The sequence below is a fragment of the Vibrio sp. 10N.261.51.C6 genome (genome assembly GCF_041471785.1).
In the GTDB taxonomy this organism is placed as follows: domain Bacteria; phylum Pseudomonadota; class Gammaproteobacteria; order Enterobacterales; family Vibrionaceae; genus Vibrio; species Vibrio crassostreae_C.
On sequence record NZ_JBFRPB010000050.1, the window covers coordinates 17,392 to 34,443 of the forward strand.

The 17,052-nt window shown below is 43.5% G+C and carries 11 protein-coding genes; 2 read left to right on the plus strand and 9 right to left on the minus strand.

Translation table 11 applies throughout. The annotated features are described in order from the left end of the window. Window positions 1–21: 21 nt before the first annotated feature. Entirely contained in the window at window positions 22–477 is a 456-nt protein-coding gene (gene matP, locus AB4375_RS13450; RefSeq protein WP_017068911.1) for a macrodomain Ter protein MatP, read from the minus strand. 189 nt (window positions 478–666) lie between these two features. On the opposite strand from matP, the gene AB4375_RS13455 reads away from it, so the two are divergent. Both AB4375_RS13455 and fabA read left to right on the plus strand, forming a co-directional pair. After that, complete coding sequence (locus AB4375_RS13455) at window positions 667–2,319, plus strand: AAA family ATPase (protein WP_372051787.1); 1,653 nt, start codon at window positions 667–669, stop codon at window positions 2,317–2,319. A 70-nt stretch (window positions 2,320–2,389) separates the two neighbouring features. Then, entirely contained in the window at window positions 2,390–2,905 is a 516-nt protein-coding gene (gene fabA, locus AB4375_RS13460) for a bifunctional 3-hydroxydecanoyl-ACP dehydratase/trans-2-decenoyl-ACP isomerase (protein ID WP_017059675.1), read from the plus strand. Between the two features lie 252 nt (window positions 2,906–3,157). Here fabA and rmf read toward each other — a convergent pair whose 3' ends face one another. The 8 genes from rmf to AB4375_RS13500 form a co-directional block, all read right to left on the minus strand. Then, window positions 3,158–3,331 (minus strand): ribosome modulation factor, encoded by a 174-nt coding sequence (gene rmf, locus AB4375_RS13465; protein WP_017059676.1) that lies wholly within the window; start codon window positions 3,329–3,331, stop codon window positions 3,158–3,160. Between the two features lie 161 nt (window positions 3,332–3,492). Further along, complete coding sequence (locus AB4375_RS13470) at window positions 3,493–5,220, minus strand: DUF3466 family protein (protein WP_372051789.1); 1,728 nt, start codon at window positions 5,218–5,220, stop codon at window positions 3,493–3,495. A gap of 9 nt (window positions 5,221–5,229) precedes the next feature. Beyond that, window positions 5,230–7,146 carry an ABC transporter ATP-binding protein gene (locus AB4375_RS13475; protein ID WP_017068914.1) on the minus strand — a complete coding sequence of 639 codons (1,917 nt, stop codon included), beginning with the start codon at window positions 7,144–7,146 and terminating at the stop codon, window positions 5,230–5,232. Further along, window positions 7,124–7,384, minus strand: coding sequence for a glutaredoxin family protein (locus tag AB4375_RS13480; protein WP_019823251.1), 261 nt, complete (start codon window positions 7,382–7,384; stop codon window positions 7,124–7,126). Before AB4375_RS13480 ends, AB4375_RS13475 begins: the two co-directional genes overlap by 23 nt. A gap of 25 nt (window positions 7,385–7,409) precedes the next feature. Further along, the gene (gene rlmKL, locus AB4375_RS13485; protein WP_017059679.1) at window positions 7,410–9,530 is read right to left on the minus strand and encodes a bifunctional 23S rRNA (guanine(2069)-N(7))-methyltransferase RlmK/23S rRNA (guanine(2445)-N(2))-methyltransferase RlmL; all 2,121 of its coding nucleotides are present in this window, start codon (window positions 9,528–9,530) and stop codon (window positions 7,410–7,412) included. Window positions 9,531–10,037: 507 nt separating this feature from the next. Beyond that, entirely contained in the window at window positions 10,038–10,586 is a 549-nt protein-coding gene (locus AB4375_RS13490; RefSeq protein WP_017063848.1) for a cell division protein ZapC, read from the minus strand. Window positions 10,587–10,792: 206 nt separating this feature from the next. Next, window positions 10,793–11,803, minus strand: coding sequence for a quinone-dependent dihydroorotate dehydrogenase (pyrD, locus tag AB4375_RS13495; protein WP_136974293.1), 1,011 nt, complete (start codon window positions 11,801–11,803; stop codon window positions 10,793–10,795). A gap of 330 nt (window positions 11,804–12,133) precedes the next feature. Beyond that, window positions 12,134–16,975, minus strand: a complete 4,842-nt coding sequence (locus tag AB4375_RS13500; protein WP_372051791.1) for an NAD-glutamate dehydrogenase — start codon at window positions 16,973–16,975, stop codon at window positions 12,134–12,136. Window positions 16,976–17,052 lie beyond the last annotated feature (77 nt).

Consider the following 17,052-nt stretch of genomic DNA (forward strand, 5'->3'; position numbering starts at 1 on the left):
TGTCACCACTACTGTTGATGGTTATTTATCGTCAGAAAGGAGCTTGCTTAAGTCTTCTTTGAGGCTAGTCACCGTCTTGCTGGCCTGCTCACTACGAGACGCTTCGCTAACCAAATACTCGATGGCATCTGAGAGCGTACAACCTAGCTCGTTCGCACGTTGAGATAGCTTTTCCCATACACGGTAATCAAGGTCGATTGATTTCTTCTTTGTATGAACTTGTTCAGCATTGAAGTGGCGTTTTCGCTTAGCTCTGATCGCTTGTTTAAGCTTGTTATCGAGCTCAGGAGACATGTTGTTAGATATCCACTCAAGGACACCTGTAGGTTGGTGTTCAAGCTTCAATAAGGCTTTAACAGCAACGTCAGATTCACTTGAATCTATGTGGCAGGTGATCGACTCGCCTTCTTTCCATTTTTTGACCAGATAGTTCCATTTCCAACCACATTCCAAGTTTTCAAGTTGCTGATATTTCATGTCTAATCTCGAAAGTTAATCCTAGTGACAGCGTAACCCAAAATAGGCTATTTAACAATTATTGTCTTGAAAGAATAGACCAAGATCATACTTATATTAGCTTAGTGATTAGTAACTACAACATAGAGCTACAAGCGAGATCGGTTTTTCTATATACTCCCTACCTCATTATCATAATCAGAAACTTAAATGACTCAAGTAGATTGGCGACATGTTACGCCTCAGTACGACGAATATAGCGCTCAATTAGAGCAATTCCCTGACATCTCGCCTTTCCCGTTTTCAGATATTCAACATAGATTCAAAGATGCGTTAACCCGCTTTGTCCGTTTGTCTAACCTTTCACGTGTTTTACTTGTAAACGCTCCAGACAATTCGATCTATCGTCAAATGATTGTTGAATCTCTAGTCACTGCTTTAGATGATCACACTCTACCGGTTATAAAAACTGAGTCTTTAAATGCTGTCTCTCTGTTTGACCAAGTTCAGTCAAAAGACGGTAAGGTTGTAGCGACAAAGCCCGGCCTACTGGCTAGAGCAAACAACGGCTATCTGATCGTTTCAGCAAACTTGATCTTGGCCAACCCAGGAAGCTGGTTACTGCTTAAATCAGCACTGCTTGGTGAAGCCGTAGAACCAATCAGCAGTAATCCAGAGCACTTGAACCAATCCCCGACTTTGCCTTTGACTTACAACATTAAGTTGATTGTGGTTGGAGACAGAGCTCAACTAGGTGACCTTGATTACCTAGACAGCGATATTCAAACCGGTTTTTGCCTATTCAGCGAAATTGAACAGGACATTAAGCTCTCAGAAGACACTCTGACTCAATATCTTGGTTACCTTAAGTGGCTTCAACAACGCTATGAATTGCCAACCATCACGCAACAAGCGTTGACGGGCATTCTTACTGCCGGAGCAAGAGAAACGGAAGATCAAAGCTATATTCCATTATGCCCTATTTGGCACAATGCATTATTGAACGAAGCTCTGATTGAAGCCGACAATGGTGAGATTGATATTCACCATATCCAACAAGCTCAACAGCACAAATATAACCGCGAATCTTACCTACCAGAACGCGCCCTTGATGATATTCGAGATGGCCAAGTCATTATCGAAACCGAGGGCGAACAAGTTGGTCAAGTTAATGGTCTGACGGTTATCGATGTTCCAGGACACCCGATCTCTTATGGTGAACCTGCACGAATTTCCTGCGTTATTCACTTTGGTGATGGGGATATTGCCGACGTTGAGCGCAAAGCCGAGTTGGGTGGTAATCTTCATGCTAAAGGTATGATGATCATGCAAGCATTTGTGAGCAGCTCACTAAACCTTGAAGATCCGTTGCCATACGCTGCTTCTGTTGTGTTTGAGCAATCGTATTGCGAAGTAGACGGCGATAGTGCTTCTCTTGCTGAGCTTTGTTCTCTGGTGAGTGCTTTGTCTGAATACCCTATCAATCAACAAATTGCGGTTACAGGTGCAGTTGACCAATTTGGACGTGTGCAAGCTGTTGGCGGGCTAAACGAGAAAATCGAAGGCTTCTACCATGTGTGTAAGCACAACGGCTTAACAGGCGAACAAGGTGTGATCCTTCCAAGATCGAACTTAAGGCATCTTGCACTAAAGCCTGACCTTATTGAAAGCATTAAGAATGAAGAATTCCATATTTGGTCTGTGTCTAATGTAGACGAAGCAATTCCTCTCATTATGAACAAGCCATTTAGAGACGATGAACAAGAAAGCGTTCTGAATAAAATCGCGGAACGTATTGAAAACTTTGAAAGACATGAGCACCCTATTGGAATCGTTGGACGCATTAAAAACTGGTTTGTCTAGTACTGATCGGACTTGTTTAGCGTACACCTGTTCACTAATATGCACCTATCAAAAATCGGAGTAATTGATAATGCAAAACAAACGTGATTCTTACACTCGCGAAGAGCTTCTAGCATCAAGCCAAGGCGAACTATGGCCACAAGGCCCTCAACTACCAGCACCGAACATGCTAATGATGGATCGCATCACTAAGATGTCTGAAACTGAAGGTGATTACGGTAAAGGTTTAGTTCTTGCTGAGCTGGATATTACTCCTGACCTATGGTTCTTCGATTGTCACTTCCCAGGTGACCCTGTAATGCCTGGTTGTCTAGGCCTTGACGCAATGTGGCAGCTGGTTGGTTTCTACCTTGGTTGGGTTGGCGGCGAAGGTAAAGGTCGTGCTCTAGGGGTTGGCGAAGTGAAATTCACTGGTCAAATTCTGCCTACAGCGAAAAAAGTAACTTACGAGATCCACATGAAGCGTGTTGTTAACCGTCGTCTAGTTATGGGCCTTGCGGATGGTCGCGTACTTGTTGATGGTAAAGAGATCTACGTTGCTAAAGATTTGAAAGTTGGCCTTTTCCAAGATACGTCAGCATTCTAATCTAATAGTTAGATTTTTAGTAAAGCAGCCCATGGCTGCTTTATTTTCGTTCCAATAAATTTAGTTATAGTGCATTAAAGTATCCCGTATTAAGCTTGAAACAGGATAAATCCACCAGCGATACGCTTATGATAGCGAAACTATAATACTTTATAGCTCTGGGGAGCTTATCACTCGTCTGAAACTAACAAGGCTCCGGCCGTTGTAATCAACAGACAATGGAGCCCTGACCTTGAATTCTTTACGCCCTATCTACTTATAGAGACCTGATTGCTTGTCATCTTTGGCGTCACGCCATCCACCTAACCAATAAGACCTAGAATCCATTTGGCTATATGGGCAAGCTTCTTGCGACCGTCCATTTAAACCAGCCTTGTAGCCTTGAGATTGTGCTCGTTCTAGTCGATCACGCTTTTGTCTCTTCATAGTGCAGTCCTCATACGGGTGTTCCATTTACTAACATACAATGATTACAACTTTACGGAGTTTTTGTGACTCCAACTTTAAGAATCGGTCAAATTTTCACTTTTCTCAAGGCGAAAAAAAGCCCGAGTTCAGAATTGTGAACTCGGGCTCAGGAGATAAAATTATTTAAATTTTCTGCGGAACCCTAATAGACCAAGCACAGTCAAAGTTAACCAACCTAGGCTACCACCTTGGCGCTCAACTTTCTCGGTGTCGGTGCTACGAGTTACTACGCTATCAATGTCAGAGCCAGTGTCATACCTTGCTCCCTTGATTGGGATAAGCTTAACAGCTACAACCTTTTCGACTGCGTTAGATGAGGCACCACCACAGTATGAGTTGTGTGATGTTGTGTCATAAGGCTTATCATTACCGTCGACTGTACATTTGATAGCCGTTGCTGAAATCACGCCAGCATCATTGATATCCGTCGCATCAATGATTCTAAATTGGTTATTGTAACTAGACGCATCACCATCATTTGTTAAGTCATCTAACCACCATGCTTTACCACCAAAAATATCAACACGGCGTTCATCAGTTGAAGACGGGAGATCGTAAGGGTAAATAAAGCCTCTGTGTCTTCTTTCGCTGCCATCGACTTCACGCGTCGTTTCCGCATCGATCTGGCCAACAAGTTCATTGTAATTATTTACCGCTTTAGCTTCACCGCTTGAGCCACTGAAGAAGATACCGCCAGACAAATACGTTGCTGTTGGGTTTTTAGCATCCGTTACAATAAAAGGCTTATTACCGGCACTTCCATTTTCAGGAACATAACCGTTACGTTTTGAATATCCAACTGCAAACAAGTTGTCGTTAATATCGGTTGCTACTGAGTTACTGTATCTAGCATCATCGTTAGATGAACCAGACTTAACCTCTGCACCGCTAATTTGTGTAGTTGTCCACGTTGCCGTAGCGAGATCGAGTGAAGTACTCACAAAGACACTTGCATTCATATCTTGTAGATCGCCGTTTCCATCAGCAGTATTATAGCCTACACCATAAAAAAGAGAGTCCGATTCAACAATTGAACGCATACTGCCTTGAGCAAAATAATCGCCTTGTTGGGCATTACCACTTCTGACCCAATCAATTTCTTTTGTTGTTGTGCCACCCCAAATTGCCGCTTTAGAAGCAAACGCCTTATCTGGTTCAGAAGTGTCAGTCGGATCAAACTCTTCAGAGATACTACCTACATTGTAAACGGTACCGTTGCTTGCCGTTATCGCTTTCCAAGCACGAGTTTCTGAAGCTCCAGTTGGCGCCGCTGTCGTCGTAAACAATGCATTATTGCGAATATCATCTTTGGATTTGATCCCCACAGGTTGGGCATTCTCATCTAAAGAATTGATTACCGTATTGCGAGTTTCAAAAGTATCCCCACCTTCAACAAACGCTTTCGCATTTACGTGAGTAAGGTCATTTCTTTCCTTACTCCAAGTGTCATTCCAACGGTTTTCAGCCCAACTTTCACATGTAGAATATCTCAGCTCTCGATAACAATAGTTTTCGAAATCATCACGCTCTTGAATGTACTGAAATGGTGCATCCATTGCGAATGGTACTTCTTCACGATAACTTACCGCTTCAAGCGTATCGCGAGTCTCACCAGCAAGTTTAAATGCACTATCGGTACAGTTGGTTGCAGCTGAATCGAAGCAACCTAACGCAAGCTCATTCGTTCCGTCTGTCGCAACACCAGGTTGAATCGCCACACCATAGATTTCAGAGGCACCTGTAATTGAAGGAGTGACTTCAACGACCTTGTAAAGCGCAGCATTGGCATTAGTTGCAGCTAAAACTAATGCTGCAACTGTAGTTAATTTAAATTTAGTACAAGTCATTATTACTTCTTAACTTTCCTGTTGTAGTGCCTCGAGCTCTTCCCAGCGCTCAAAAGCAACTTCAAGCTCCTGCTCTGCTGCAGATAGCTTATCTAATACTGGTTGTGTCTGCTCTACAGATTTTGAAAAGAAGCTTGGATCGTTGACTTCTTCCTGAAGAGTTTCAATTTGAGTTTCCAATTCTTCCAAACGCATTGGTAGCGCTTCTAGTTCTCGTTGTAGCTTATACGATAACTTCTTAGGTTTAGCCTTAACTGGCGCAGTTTTGGGAGTTTCCTCAACTACTTTCTCAGGCTTTGATGGCTTTTCAACCTGTCGGTACTCTAATGCTTGCTTTCTTTGCTGCTGAGCATCGTGGTAACCACCAACAAATTCTTCAATAACGCCATTACCCTCAAAGATCCAACTTGTCATCACTGTGTTATCAACAAACTGACGATCGTGACTCACTAAAAGCAGCGTACCCTGATAGTTGGCAAGCAAATCTTCTAAAAGTTCCAAAGTTTCGATATCTAGATCGTTGGTTGGCTCATCGAGAATCAACAAGTTGTTCGACTTAAGGAAAATACGCGCCAATAACAGACGGTTTTTCTCACCACCAGATAGTGCTTTAACAGGAGTGCGAGCACGTTTTGGAGAGAATAAGAAATCTTGTAAGTAGCTTAGAGCATGACGCTCACGGCCACCTACGGTCACTTCTTGCTTACCATCCGCGAGGTTATCAATTACAGACTTCTCAGGGTCTAGAATTTCGCGGTATTGGTCAAAGTAAGCGACTTCAAGCTTAGTACCACAATGCAAACGACCTGAATCAGGCTTAAGCTGGTCAAGAAGCAGCTTAAGTACCGTACTCTTACCACAACCGTTAGGACCAATCAGAGCGATACGATCGCCACGCATGATGTTGAAGCTGAAGTCCTTAACAATTTCTTTGCCTTCAAAGCCAAAGTTAAGATTCTCAGCTTCAAATACAATCTTGCCTGAACGCTGGCCATCGTCGATTTGGATAATCGCTTTGCCCTGCACTTCACGACGGTTCAAACGTTCTTCACGTAGCTTCTTAAGCGCACGAACACGGCCTTCGTTACGAGTACGACGAGCTTTGATGCCCTGACGAATCCAAACTTCCTCTTGAGCAAGCTTCTTATCGAATTCAGCGTTTTGCATTTCTTCAACACGAAGCGCCTCTTCTTTCTCAACAAGGTAATTTTCGTAATCGCCCGGGAAAGAGCTCAATTTACCGCGATCAAGATCGACAATACGTGTTGCCATCGATTTAATGAACGCACGGTCATGCGAGATAAAGATGATTGAACCGCGGAAGTCTTTCAGGAAGCCCTCTAACCATTCAATGGTTGCAACATCCAAGTGGTTAGTCGGTTCGTCGAGTAGAAGCACGTCAGGGTCACATACAAGCGCACGAGCAAGTGCCGCTTTACGTTGCCAACCACCAGACAAATCTGTCAGTTTGGTTTCAGCAGTCAGCTTAAGTGCTGCCAATACGTTACTTACACGATCTTCAAAACGCCATGCATTAGCATGATCCAGTTGTTCTTGAACGCGAGTAAGGCGGTTTAGATTCTTTTCACTTGGGTCTGTCGCGATGAGATCCAGAAGATCATGATAGATCTTCAGCTGTTCGCCGATTTCAGCAAGGCCACCAGCAACATAGTCATAAACTGTACCTTGTTCATTACGCGGTGGATCTTGTTCTAGACGAGACACAACCACATCTTGCGTGATTTGCATCTTACCGTCGTCCATGATGATGTTTCCAGATAGGATTTTCATCAATGTCGACTTACCAGCGCCATTGCGCCCTACTAAACATACACGTTCGTTTTCTTGCAGCACGAAGTCCGCACGATCTAATAATGGGTGATCACCAAACGCTAATTGCCCATTATGAATTGTAAGTAATGCCATTCTTCTTTAACCAATCATTAAGTTCTAACAAGCCAAATGGCCAGTTAAGCTCTGAGCTTTGAGAAAGGTCAGAGCTTTCAAATTTGAGCACCGGAATAGTGACCCCGTAACGGGAAAAGAGCTCATCATCAAATGCAATGTCAACAACGTTGACGTGATGGCTAATGTTTAACTGTTCCGTGAGTTGGAATGCCATCTCACATAGATGGCACCCTTCTGTACTGTAGAGAGTCAGCACTATATATCCTTATACGATCTCTTAACTACTTATGTGTAATCAACCAGCAGTTATGAATGTGCTTATTGCGAGAGAAGTCCAATGGAAGTGTCTTCGCTGAGATATTCTGAGCCTTAAGACCTAACTCATCTAGAGCTTCCAAGTCCATTTTGAAGTGACGCTTGTTGTTAGAGAACACAATCGTGCCTTCTTCACGAAGAAGACGTTTAAGGTTTTCCATCAGCTGAATGTGATCACGTTGAACATCGAAAGATTGATCCATACGCTTTGAGTTAGAGAACGTAGGTGGATCGATAAAGATCAGATCATAAGAACCCTGCTCTTTAGCTAGCCATTGTAGACAGTCAGCTTGAACAAACTGATGTTGACGACCAACACGACCGTTAAGCTCCATGTTCTCTTTCGCCCACTCTAGGTAGGTATTAGACATATCAACAGTAGTTGTAGAACGAGCACCACCCACAGCAGCATGAACAGATGCACTTCCTGTATAAGCAAACAAGTTTAGGAAATCCTTACCTGCGGCCATCTCACCGATACGACGACGAGTGATCTTATGATCTAGGAACAACCCGGTATCTAGGTAATCATGAAGATTAACAATCAGCTTAACACCATACTCGTTCACTTCTAAGTTCGATGAGTCTTGAGCCAATTTCTGGTATTGAGAACGGCCTTTCTGTTTCTGACGAACTTTAAGCACAACGTTGTTTGCTTCTACGCCTGTTACTTGAATAGAAGCACGGATGATATCGGTTAAGCGACGTTTTGCCTTCTCTTCCGGTACATCTTTAGGCGCTGCGTATTCTTGGATCACAAGGTGACCTGGGTATACATCAATCGCTACATTGTATTCTGGTAGGTCAGCATCGTAGATACGGTAACAATCTAATTGCTCCTTCTTAGCCCACTTGCCAATCTTACCGATGTTCTTTTTAAGACGGTTCGCGAAATCAGGTGCAATCAATTGTTCTTGCTCGCCTGATGGACGCTCTGACATCGGACGATCTGAAATTGAGTAGTTCTTTTGGTGACACGGTAACGCACCGTTGTTCAACTTGAACTGTTTATCTGCACGCATGCGTAAGCAGCTTAGTAGCTCGTCTGAGCTAGAGAAGATAGATGCGTTACAGCCACCAAATTCAGCTTTAAGCTGTGCACCGAATGCTGTGTAAAGTGCAATAAGACCCGGCTCGGTACCAAGACGTTCACCGTAAGGCGGGTTAGAAACAATCACACCATCAGTAAACTCTGTAGGACGCTTAAGCTTTGCAGCATCGCCTACTTCGAATTCAATCAACTCTTCAACACCGGCACGACGAGCATTGTCACGCGCAGTTTTGATCATACGTTCATCATTGTCGTAGCCATAGAACTTACATTCCACTTTCTTAACACCACGACGACCTTGAACGTTCGCTTCAGCTTTCACTTCAGCCCATAGCTCAGGCTCGAAATCTTCTAGTGATTCAAAACACCACTTCTGACGTTTAACACCTGGAGCCATGTTTGCAGCCATCATCGCCGCTTCAATCACTAACGTACCTGAACCACACATTGGATCTAGGAAAGGCTTAGTTGCGTCCCAACCACTACGAAGAAGAATCGCGGCAGCAAGAGTTTCACGTAGTGGTGCTCGACCTGATTCAGGACGGTAACCACGTTGGTGAAGACCGCTACCTACCATATCAACACCAAGAATCGCTTTATCACGGTGTAAACGAACGTGGATACGAATGTCTGGGTTCTCTTTGCTAATAGAAGGACGAGGTAAAGACTTCTTCTCAAAGCAATCAACAACGGCATCTTTTACTTTCATCGCACCGTATTGGCTATTACGGATTTCGTTGTTCGTACCATTGAAGTCAACAACAAAACGCTTAGAGCTATGGAATTGATTTACCCAGTTAACCGCAGTGGTTGATAGGTACAAATCCATGTCGTCCATACAAGTGAATTCAGAAAGGACACGTACAAATCGAGAAGCCAAACGGCTCCACAAACAACAACGATAAATTTGCTCATTGGTCGCTTTGAATTTAACACCTGCTTGAACAGGTTTTGCGTTTGTAATCCCTAGTTGGGTTAGTTCTTCAACTAATAAATTCTCAAGGCCGTTTGAGGTAACCGCTAGATATTGATTCATAGTGTTCTTTTATTGATAAAAATGAGTTCGATTATACCTGAATTTGTAACTAGAGCATCACACTAAACACGTCTTTTCATTGAATCTTTCGACTAACTGGCTAGCAAATGCACAGTCTTGAAGCGATCGCTTACCCACATCCCCTTAGAACATAAGACCTATCAAACCAACTTCATTTCTGACCACTTATTAACCAAAGTAGCAATGTGAATTTATATTCACCTCGAAACTGGTATACACCAAAATAGATTTATGGATGAAATTTAGCTACAAAAGACCAAAAACAGGGAATAAAGACGGTAGATTTACTCTTCTGGCGATGAAAACGGGCAGAAATTAAGGTGAAAAAATAGTCGTAAGTTCACTATTTAAATGGTTAAGCCGTGATGTATTTATCAGGATGAGGTTTTTTAGGCACAAAAAAATCGGCTAATGAGCCGATTCTGAGGAAGGTTTATACGTTTGTGTGCTGCGATGCGTGGTTGAAATGATGTGCTAGATTAGAGGTTAACCTACCATCGCTATGTGTGTCTGATGAAGGATAGCGTTCGCGTCTACCATTCTATCGTGCATCACCTTGATTGAGTCTCCAAATCGCAGTCCTTTTGAAGGCGTTAACAGGAACTCTTCTAGGTCAACAAATGCACATAGGCTCGCACACTCTCCCACTTCTAATACAATGAAATACCCTAAGCTATGCTCGTTATTCATTTGTACAATATCCCCTTCTTGAGGATATTCATGGCCAGTACCTTGTGAGTCGAAGAACCAACTCTTAGGCTGTACAGGCTTATGGAAACGCTTTGCTGCCACACAATAGAGTGCTAATTCAGCTTGACGAGGCTCAGACAGTTCTAAGCCAGAAATTTGTTCTTTGAAGGTTTGGTATGAAGATGCGTCATCAACGGTGAATTCATTATCTCGAAACGCGCAGTCCACCAGCTTATTGCGGACCAGATTCGTTTTGAAAATCATATCCTCTCCGAGATTTAGCATTAATGAACATTGCTGCTCATCGTAATACCAACTCCATGTATCGCTAGGTTTAAGCATCATTTCGTCTCACACTGTTGAACCATTCCATTAGGTAAAACGCAAAATTACCTTCAATTACAGTAATTTTACTGAGCAATAGGCAAAAAAAAAGAGGAAATGAATTCCTCTTTCTTGTCGCTTTTCTCTACAACTCAGTGAGTTACAGTGTCTCTTTTATTAAGACGATGCCAGATTGTCGCTTTTCAGAAATAAAAGCGTCTTGCCGTTTAAAGATTTTTAACGATGTCACCTACAAGGCCTGGACCTTTGTAAATGAAACCAGAGTAAACTTGTACAAGCTTAGCGCCTGCCATCATTTTCTCTTTTGCAGCAACATACGAATCAACACCACCTACCCCGATGATCGGCAGTTGGTCACCAAGCTCTTGATAAAGTTTACGAACAACTTCAGTACTGCGAGATTGAACTGGACGTCCACTTAGACCACCCGCTTCGTCGCAATGCTTCATGCCTTCAACGATTGAACGATCCAATGTCGTGTTTGTTGCGATCACACCATCGATCTTATTTTTGATCAATGATTCACAAATTTGGCTGATTTCATCGTCACTTAGATCCGGAGCAATCTTAAGAGCAAGAGGAACATATTTACCATGCTTCTCTTCCAGTTCAGTTTGTTTCGTTTTCAGTTCAGACAATAGATCGTCTAGTGCTTCGCCATATTGCAGAGAACGAAGTCCTGGAGTGTTTGGTGAAGAGATGTTCACAGCAATGTAACCAGCGTATTGATATACCTTCTCCATACAGATCAAGTAATCTTCAGCGCCCTTTTCAATTGGTGTGTCTTTATTCTTACCAATGTTAATGCCTAAGATGCCATCGTAGTTCGACTTCTTAACATTCTCAACAAGGTTGTCGACGCCTAGGTTGTTAAAGCCCATGCGGTTGATGATACCTTCAGCTTCTACAAGGCGGAATAAACGAGGTTTGTCGTTACCCGCTTGTGGACGTGGAGTCACTGTTCCTACTTCAACGAAACCAAAACCCATTGCGCCAAATGCATCAATACATTCGCCGTTTTTATCTAGGCCGGCCGCTAGGCCAACTGGGTTTTTAAAAGTAAGACCCATGCACTCTACAGGTCGATGAGGTAATTGTTGGCGATACAAAAGATCAATTGGTGTGCCTGTGAAGCGTTTGAAATTTTGAATTGCAAGATCATGTGCCTTTTCGGCATCAAGTTGGAAAAAGCCAGTTCTGGCTAGACGGTAAAGCATTGTGCCTCCGATAGAAAAAAGCCCCGTGTAAACGGGGCGATATTATTTACTTATTTACCCAACTATTCAATCTATTACTGTCTGTAAGGGTAAGATAATCGAGTTTGCTAACGAATGAGGTTCATTATTAAGCAAACGTTATCGTTTCTTCAGGTTATTAGCCCATTTCTAATCTCAACCTTAGTACAACCACCAGCTCACTTAACAACAAACAACGTGTCCGTCGAGGTTGGTCCTTCAAAAATCGTAAGTTCTATTGATTCCACTTTACCGAAACGAAAAAGGCAGACCTTTTGGCCTGCCCTTATACTTTTTCGTCTTATCTAGTAACTAGTCTTTTGACATGCAGTTTAGATTCAACAGCATCAATTCACGCAGTGCTACTGAGAACTTAGCAAATTCATGAACAGAACCCACTTTGAATTCGTTCAAGATGCTCTCCCAACGATGTAGAGAAACAGAGTTACTTTCCATCCAGTCATCAAGCGCTTTAATCACATCGATGTCTGAAGCACAGCCACAGTTAAGTACTTGGCCAGTTAGCTGACGTTGTTGCCAATCCAGATCTTCTCTGAATGCTGCACGCGCCAGTGCTTGCCAGTTGTTGTCGACAGCTTGGCCATTGATTTGCTTCAAGAACCAGTGCAGTGACAAACGGTCGCCTAAATTGAAGTAAAGCTTAGACGCTTGCTGTACTGTTTTACCTGTTTCGCGAGCAACTGTGGATATATCCAGTGCTGAGTACAGGCTAGACAAACGAGCTACTGAATTAGCCAGCTCAGCGTTTACACCTTGATCAATCCATACTTGAGCCATTGCTTGATGCTCTTCTACTTCTGAAGCTACTAAGTTTTCGTCCAGTTTTTCAGTAATCGCAGCCACATCACCTTGGTAAAGCTCAATCAATGCGTTCACTGACTGTTTACCCGTACGGTTTCTTAGCAACCAGCGTGCTAGGCGACGAAGCGTACGACGCACATGGTAAAGCAATTCGTATTGAGCTTCAGAACTTGAGATGTTGTCCAGTTCACGGATGCTCTTTAGTACCTTACCTAGACCGTAGATTTCACGTGATGCCGCGTAAGCATTCGCAATATCAACAATGTTCGCGCCCGTCTCTTCTTGCAAGCGAGTCACGAAGTTACAGCCCATCTCGTTAACCATTTGGTTAGCAAGCGCAGTCGCAATGATCTCTGCACGAAGTGGATGGTTATCCATGTGCTGAGAGTAGTTACGGCGTAACTCTGTTGGGAAGTATTGCATCAGTTGTTGAGCATGGAACTCATCATTCGCAATGTCATCACTCACAAGATCTTCTTTTAGAACCATTTTACCGTAAGCGATCAATACTGATAGCTCTGGTCTTGTTAGTGCTTGGCCCTGCTTCTCACGTTCTAGCAGCGTTTCGTCATCTGGGATGTATTCCAAACCACGGTCTAAGTACCCGGCTTTTTCCATTGTGTGGATAAAGCGGATTTGCTCTTTCACTAAGCCTACACCTTGATGCTCAGTAACAGAGATAGACTCAGCTTGGCAGTAAGCGTCGTCTAGTACGATTTCACCTACTTCATCTTCCATAGATTCAAGAACTTGGTTACGTTGCTTAACGGTAAGATCACCATTAGACACCAAGCCATTCAAGAAGATCTTAATGTTAACTTCGTTATCCGAGCAATCTACACCACCAACGTTATCGACAAAGTCAGTATTAACTCGACCGCCCGTTAGAGCGTATTCAATACGACCCAATTGAGTCATACCCAAGTTACCGCCTTCACCAACAACCTTAGCTTTCAGGTCACGGCCATCGATACGTAGCACGTCATTTGCACGGTCACCCACATCGGTATGAGTCTCACTAGAAGACTTAACGTAAGTACCAATACCGCCGTTCCAAAGTAGATCAACTTTCATAGACAAGATCGCTTTGATCAAGTCGTTTGGTGCCATTGATGCTTTCTTGGTACCCAGCATTTTCTGAATTTCAGGTGTCAAAGAGATAGACTTCGCTCGGCGAGAGAAGATGCCACCACCTTGAGAAATCAGGTCTTTATTGTAATCTTCCCAACTTGAACGAGGCAGATTAAACAGACGGTCACGCTCTACCCAGCTTGATGCTGATTCTGGATTCGGGTCAATGAAGATGTGCATGTGGTTAAACGCAGCTTGCAAGCGAATGTGCTTAGATAGCAGCATACCGTTACCAAATACGTCACCCGCCATATCACCCACACCAATGGCAGTGAAGTCTGTGCTTTGACAGTTAATACCCATTTCGCGAAAGTGACGTTTAACCGATTCCCAGCCACCTTTCGCCGTGATACCCATGGCTTTGTGGTCGTAACCGTTAGAGCCACCCGATGCAAACGCATCACCTAGCCAGAAGTTGTACTCTTCAGCTACTGAGTTCGCTAGATCTGAGAATGTCGCGGTGCCTTTATCGGCTGCAACAACCAAGTATGGGTCATCTTCATCGTGACGAACAACGCTCTTAGGTGGGATAACCTCACCTTCAATGATGTTGTCTGAAACGTCTAGCAATGCACGGATGAAGCGCTTGTAACAACGTTGACCTTCAGCAAAGATCTCGTCTCGGCCAGACATCATGTGTTGACGCTTACAAACGAAACCACCTTTAGCACCAACCGGTACGATAACCGTGTTCTTAACTTGTTGCGCTTTAACTAGGCCTAGAATCTCAGTACGGAAGTCCTCTTGACGGTCTGACCAACGTAAACCACCGCGTGCTACTTTACCGCCACGTAAATGCACACCTTCAATGTCTGGTGCGTAAACGAAGATCTCAAACGCAGGAACCGGCGCAGGGATATCTGGAATCTCGCTTGGTCTCATTTTCAGAGCCAACCAAGGTTTAGACTGCTTATTCTCGTCTACTTGGTAGTAGTTAGTACGAAGCGTTGCAGTGATCATTTCCATGTAGCGACGAATGATACGATCATCATCCAAGCTTTCTACATGATCCAACTGTTCAGTGATCTTCTTAATAAGATCTTGTTGGCCTTTTACGCTGCCCTTCAGTTTCGGGTTAAAACGCTTGCCGAATAGGCTCACTAGCCCTTTCGCTAATTCTGGGTAATGAGACAATGTGTCTTCAATGTATTGTTGGCTGAATGGGAAACCAACTTGACGCATGTAACGAGCATAAGCACGTAAGATTGAGATTTCACGGCCAGAAAGACCAGCGCCAAGTACTAAGCGGTTGAAACCATCGCTGTCTAACTCACCCGCCCAGATTGCCGCAAAGGCTTGTTGGAAAAGATCGCGAGCTTCACGAAGATCAATGGTCTTATCGCTCTTGTGCAGCATAGAGAAATCAAGGATCCAATAGGTCACACCGTTGGTTTTACGCACTTCATATGGAGATTCACCGATAACGCGTAGGCCAAAGTTTTCAAGCATTGGCATAACATCAGAAAGGTGAATTGGCTCATCGCTGTGATAGAACAACTTCAAACGAACGGCTTTTGAATCTGCCGCTTCTTCTTGAGGACGGTAGAAAAGCATACCCAGTTTGTTGTCTTCACTTAGCGCTTCTAAACGTTCAATGTCGGCAACAGCAGAACCTGGCATCATGTCTTCTTTGTACGAACGTGGGAATGCACGCATGTACTCTTTCGACAATGGAAGACCTTTGCTTTCACCGAAGTTTGCAATGATAGATTCAGACAGACGGTCATCCCACGTAGACGATACTTCCATTAAATTTTGCTCAATTGTTTTCACGTCCACATCCATGTTGTTGTTATCAACACGAACAATATAGTGCGTTCTTGCTAGCGGGCTTTCAGAGAAGTACGTTGTAAATTCAACCTCTTCTTCACAACCAAAGTACTGTTTCAAGATGCGCTGTGTTTGGCGACGAAGCTCAGTGTTGTAACGATCTTTTGTTACGTAAACCATGCAGCTAAAGAAACGACCAAACGGGTCTTTGCGAACAAACAAACGCAGGAGATCACGATCTTGCATTTGTACTACGCCCGTACCGACTTCTAGTAGCTCTTCTTCTCGAGCTTGCAGCAGTTCATCACGTGGGTAGTTTTCAAGAATGTTGTGCAGCGCTTTGTAAGAGTATGAACCTTCACGGTAACCACTCGCATCCAAAATACGTTCTACTTTCTCGCGAACAAGAGGAATCGTTTCAACGGTTTGGTTATAAACGGCAGATGTGTAAAGACCAGTAAAGCGGTGCTCACCAATGACCTTACCGTTCTTATCGAATTTCTTAATACCAATGTAATCGTTGTAAGCTGGGCGGTGAATGCGTGAAGCCGTGTTGCCCTTGGTTACGATAAGCACATAAGGCTTTTTCGCTTCAAGACGTGCCGAATCAGAAAACTCAGATAGCTTAACGTTACGTACACGATCTGAGTTCGCAAACAAACCAAGACCTTGCTCCTTGGTCGGTTGCAGTTCAGTGTCGCCGTTAACTGAAACTAGGTCATATTCCTTATAACCCATGAATGTAAAGTTGTGTTCACCTAACCAACGAAGAAACGCCAACGTTTCATCAAAACGTTGGCCATCTACAGGAATGCTCTCTTTCTGCTTTTCTACTTGATTGGTTACTTCTTCAAGTCGTTCTACCATCTTCAACCAATCGTTCACAACTAAGCTAGTATCGGTAAAGATATCCAGTAGCTCCGTTTTAAGAGCTGTCATTTCAGCTTTACTGCTAAGACGGTCAACCTCAATATGGAAAAGCGATTGGAATGCACCTTCGTTATTGCTTACACCGACAACACTGCCCTTATCTGAGCGAGAGATTTGTGTTGGGTTATGAAGCATAAGGTGAGAAGAAAGGTCTAGGCGAGTCAATGCCATTTTTACGGAATCAACAAGGAATGGGCTGTCTGGAACGACTATCTCAACGATAGTATGAGTAGACTGCCAACCTTGACGACTTACCGTCGGGTTGAAAACGCGTACAGAGATTTCGTCGGCTTTCTTTTCATTGATGTGATGCCATAAGCTAACTACAGCACCGTATAAATCGGATTCGTTTCTCTGAGTTAGATCGTCGTGAGAAACGTTACTAAACAAGTGTTGAGCAAGTTGAGTTACGAGAGGTCGATGAGCAAGGTCAAGTTTGTCTTGAATCAGCTTGTAAACTTTTTCAAGTAAAACTGGAACCACAGTTTCACGTGCGGTCATAGTCACACTCCACAATTAGAATTATATTTTATTATTAGGGGGATCACTTAATCTGGTGTTTGAAACGTGCCGTTGAG

Coding starts and splice junctions, on each gene's coding strand:
- matP (WP_017068911.1), bottom strand. CDS start 477: ATGAAATATCAGCAACTTGAAAACTTGGAATGTGGTTGGAAATGGAAC.
- AB4375_RS13470 (WP_372051789.1), bottom strand. CDS start 5,220: ATGACTTGTACTAAATTTAAATTAACTACAGTTGCAGCATTAGTTTTA.
- AB4375_RS13475 (WP_017068914.1), bottom strand. CDS start 7,146: ATGGCATTACTTACAATTCATAATGGGCAATTAGCGTTTGGTGATCAC.
- pyrD (WP_136974293.1), bottom strand. CDS start 11,803: ATGCTTTACCGTCTAGCCAGAACTGGCTTTTTCCAACTTGATGCCGAA.
- AB4375_RS13490 (WP_017063848.1), bottom strand. CDS start 10,586: ATGATGCTTAAACCTAGCGATACATGGAGTTGGTATTACGATGAGCAG.
- rmf (WP_017059676.1), bottom strand. CDS start 3,331: ATGAAGAGACAAAAGCGTGATCGACTAGAACGAGCACAATCTCAAGGC.
- AB4375_RS13455 (WP_372051787.1), top strand. CDS start 667: ATGACTCAAGTAGATTGGCGACATGTTACGCCTCAGTACGACGAATAT.
- fabA (WP_017059675.1), top strand. CDS start 2,390: ATGCAAAACAAACGTGATTCTTACACTCGCGAAGAGCTTCTAGCATCA.
- rlmKL (WP_017059679.1), bottom strand. CDS start 9,530: ATGAATCAATATCTAGCGGTTACCTCAAACGGCCTTGAGAATTTATTA.
- AB4375_RS13500 (WP_372051791.1), bottom strand. CDS start 16,975: ATGACCGCACGTGAAACTGTGGTTCCAGTTTTACTTGAAAAAGTTTAC.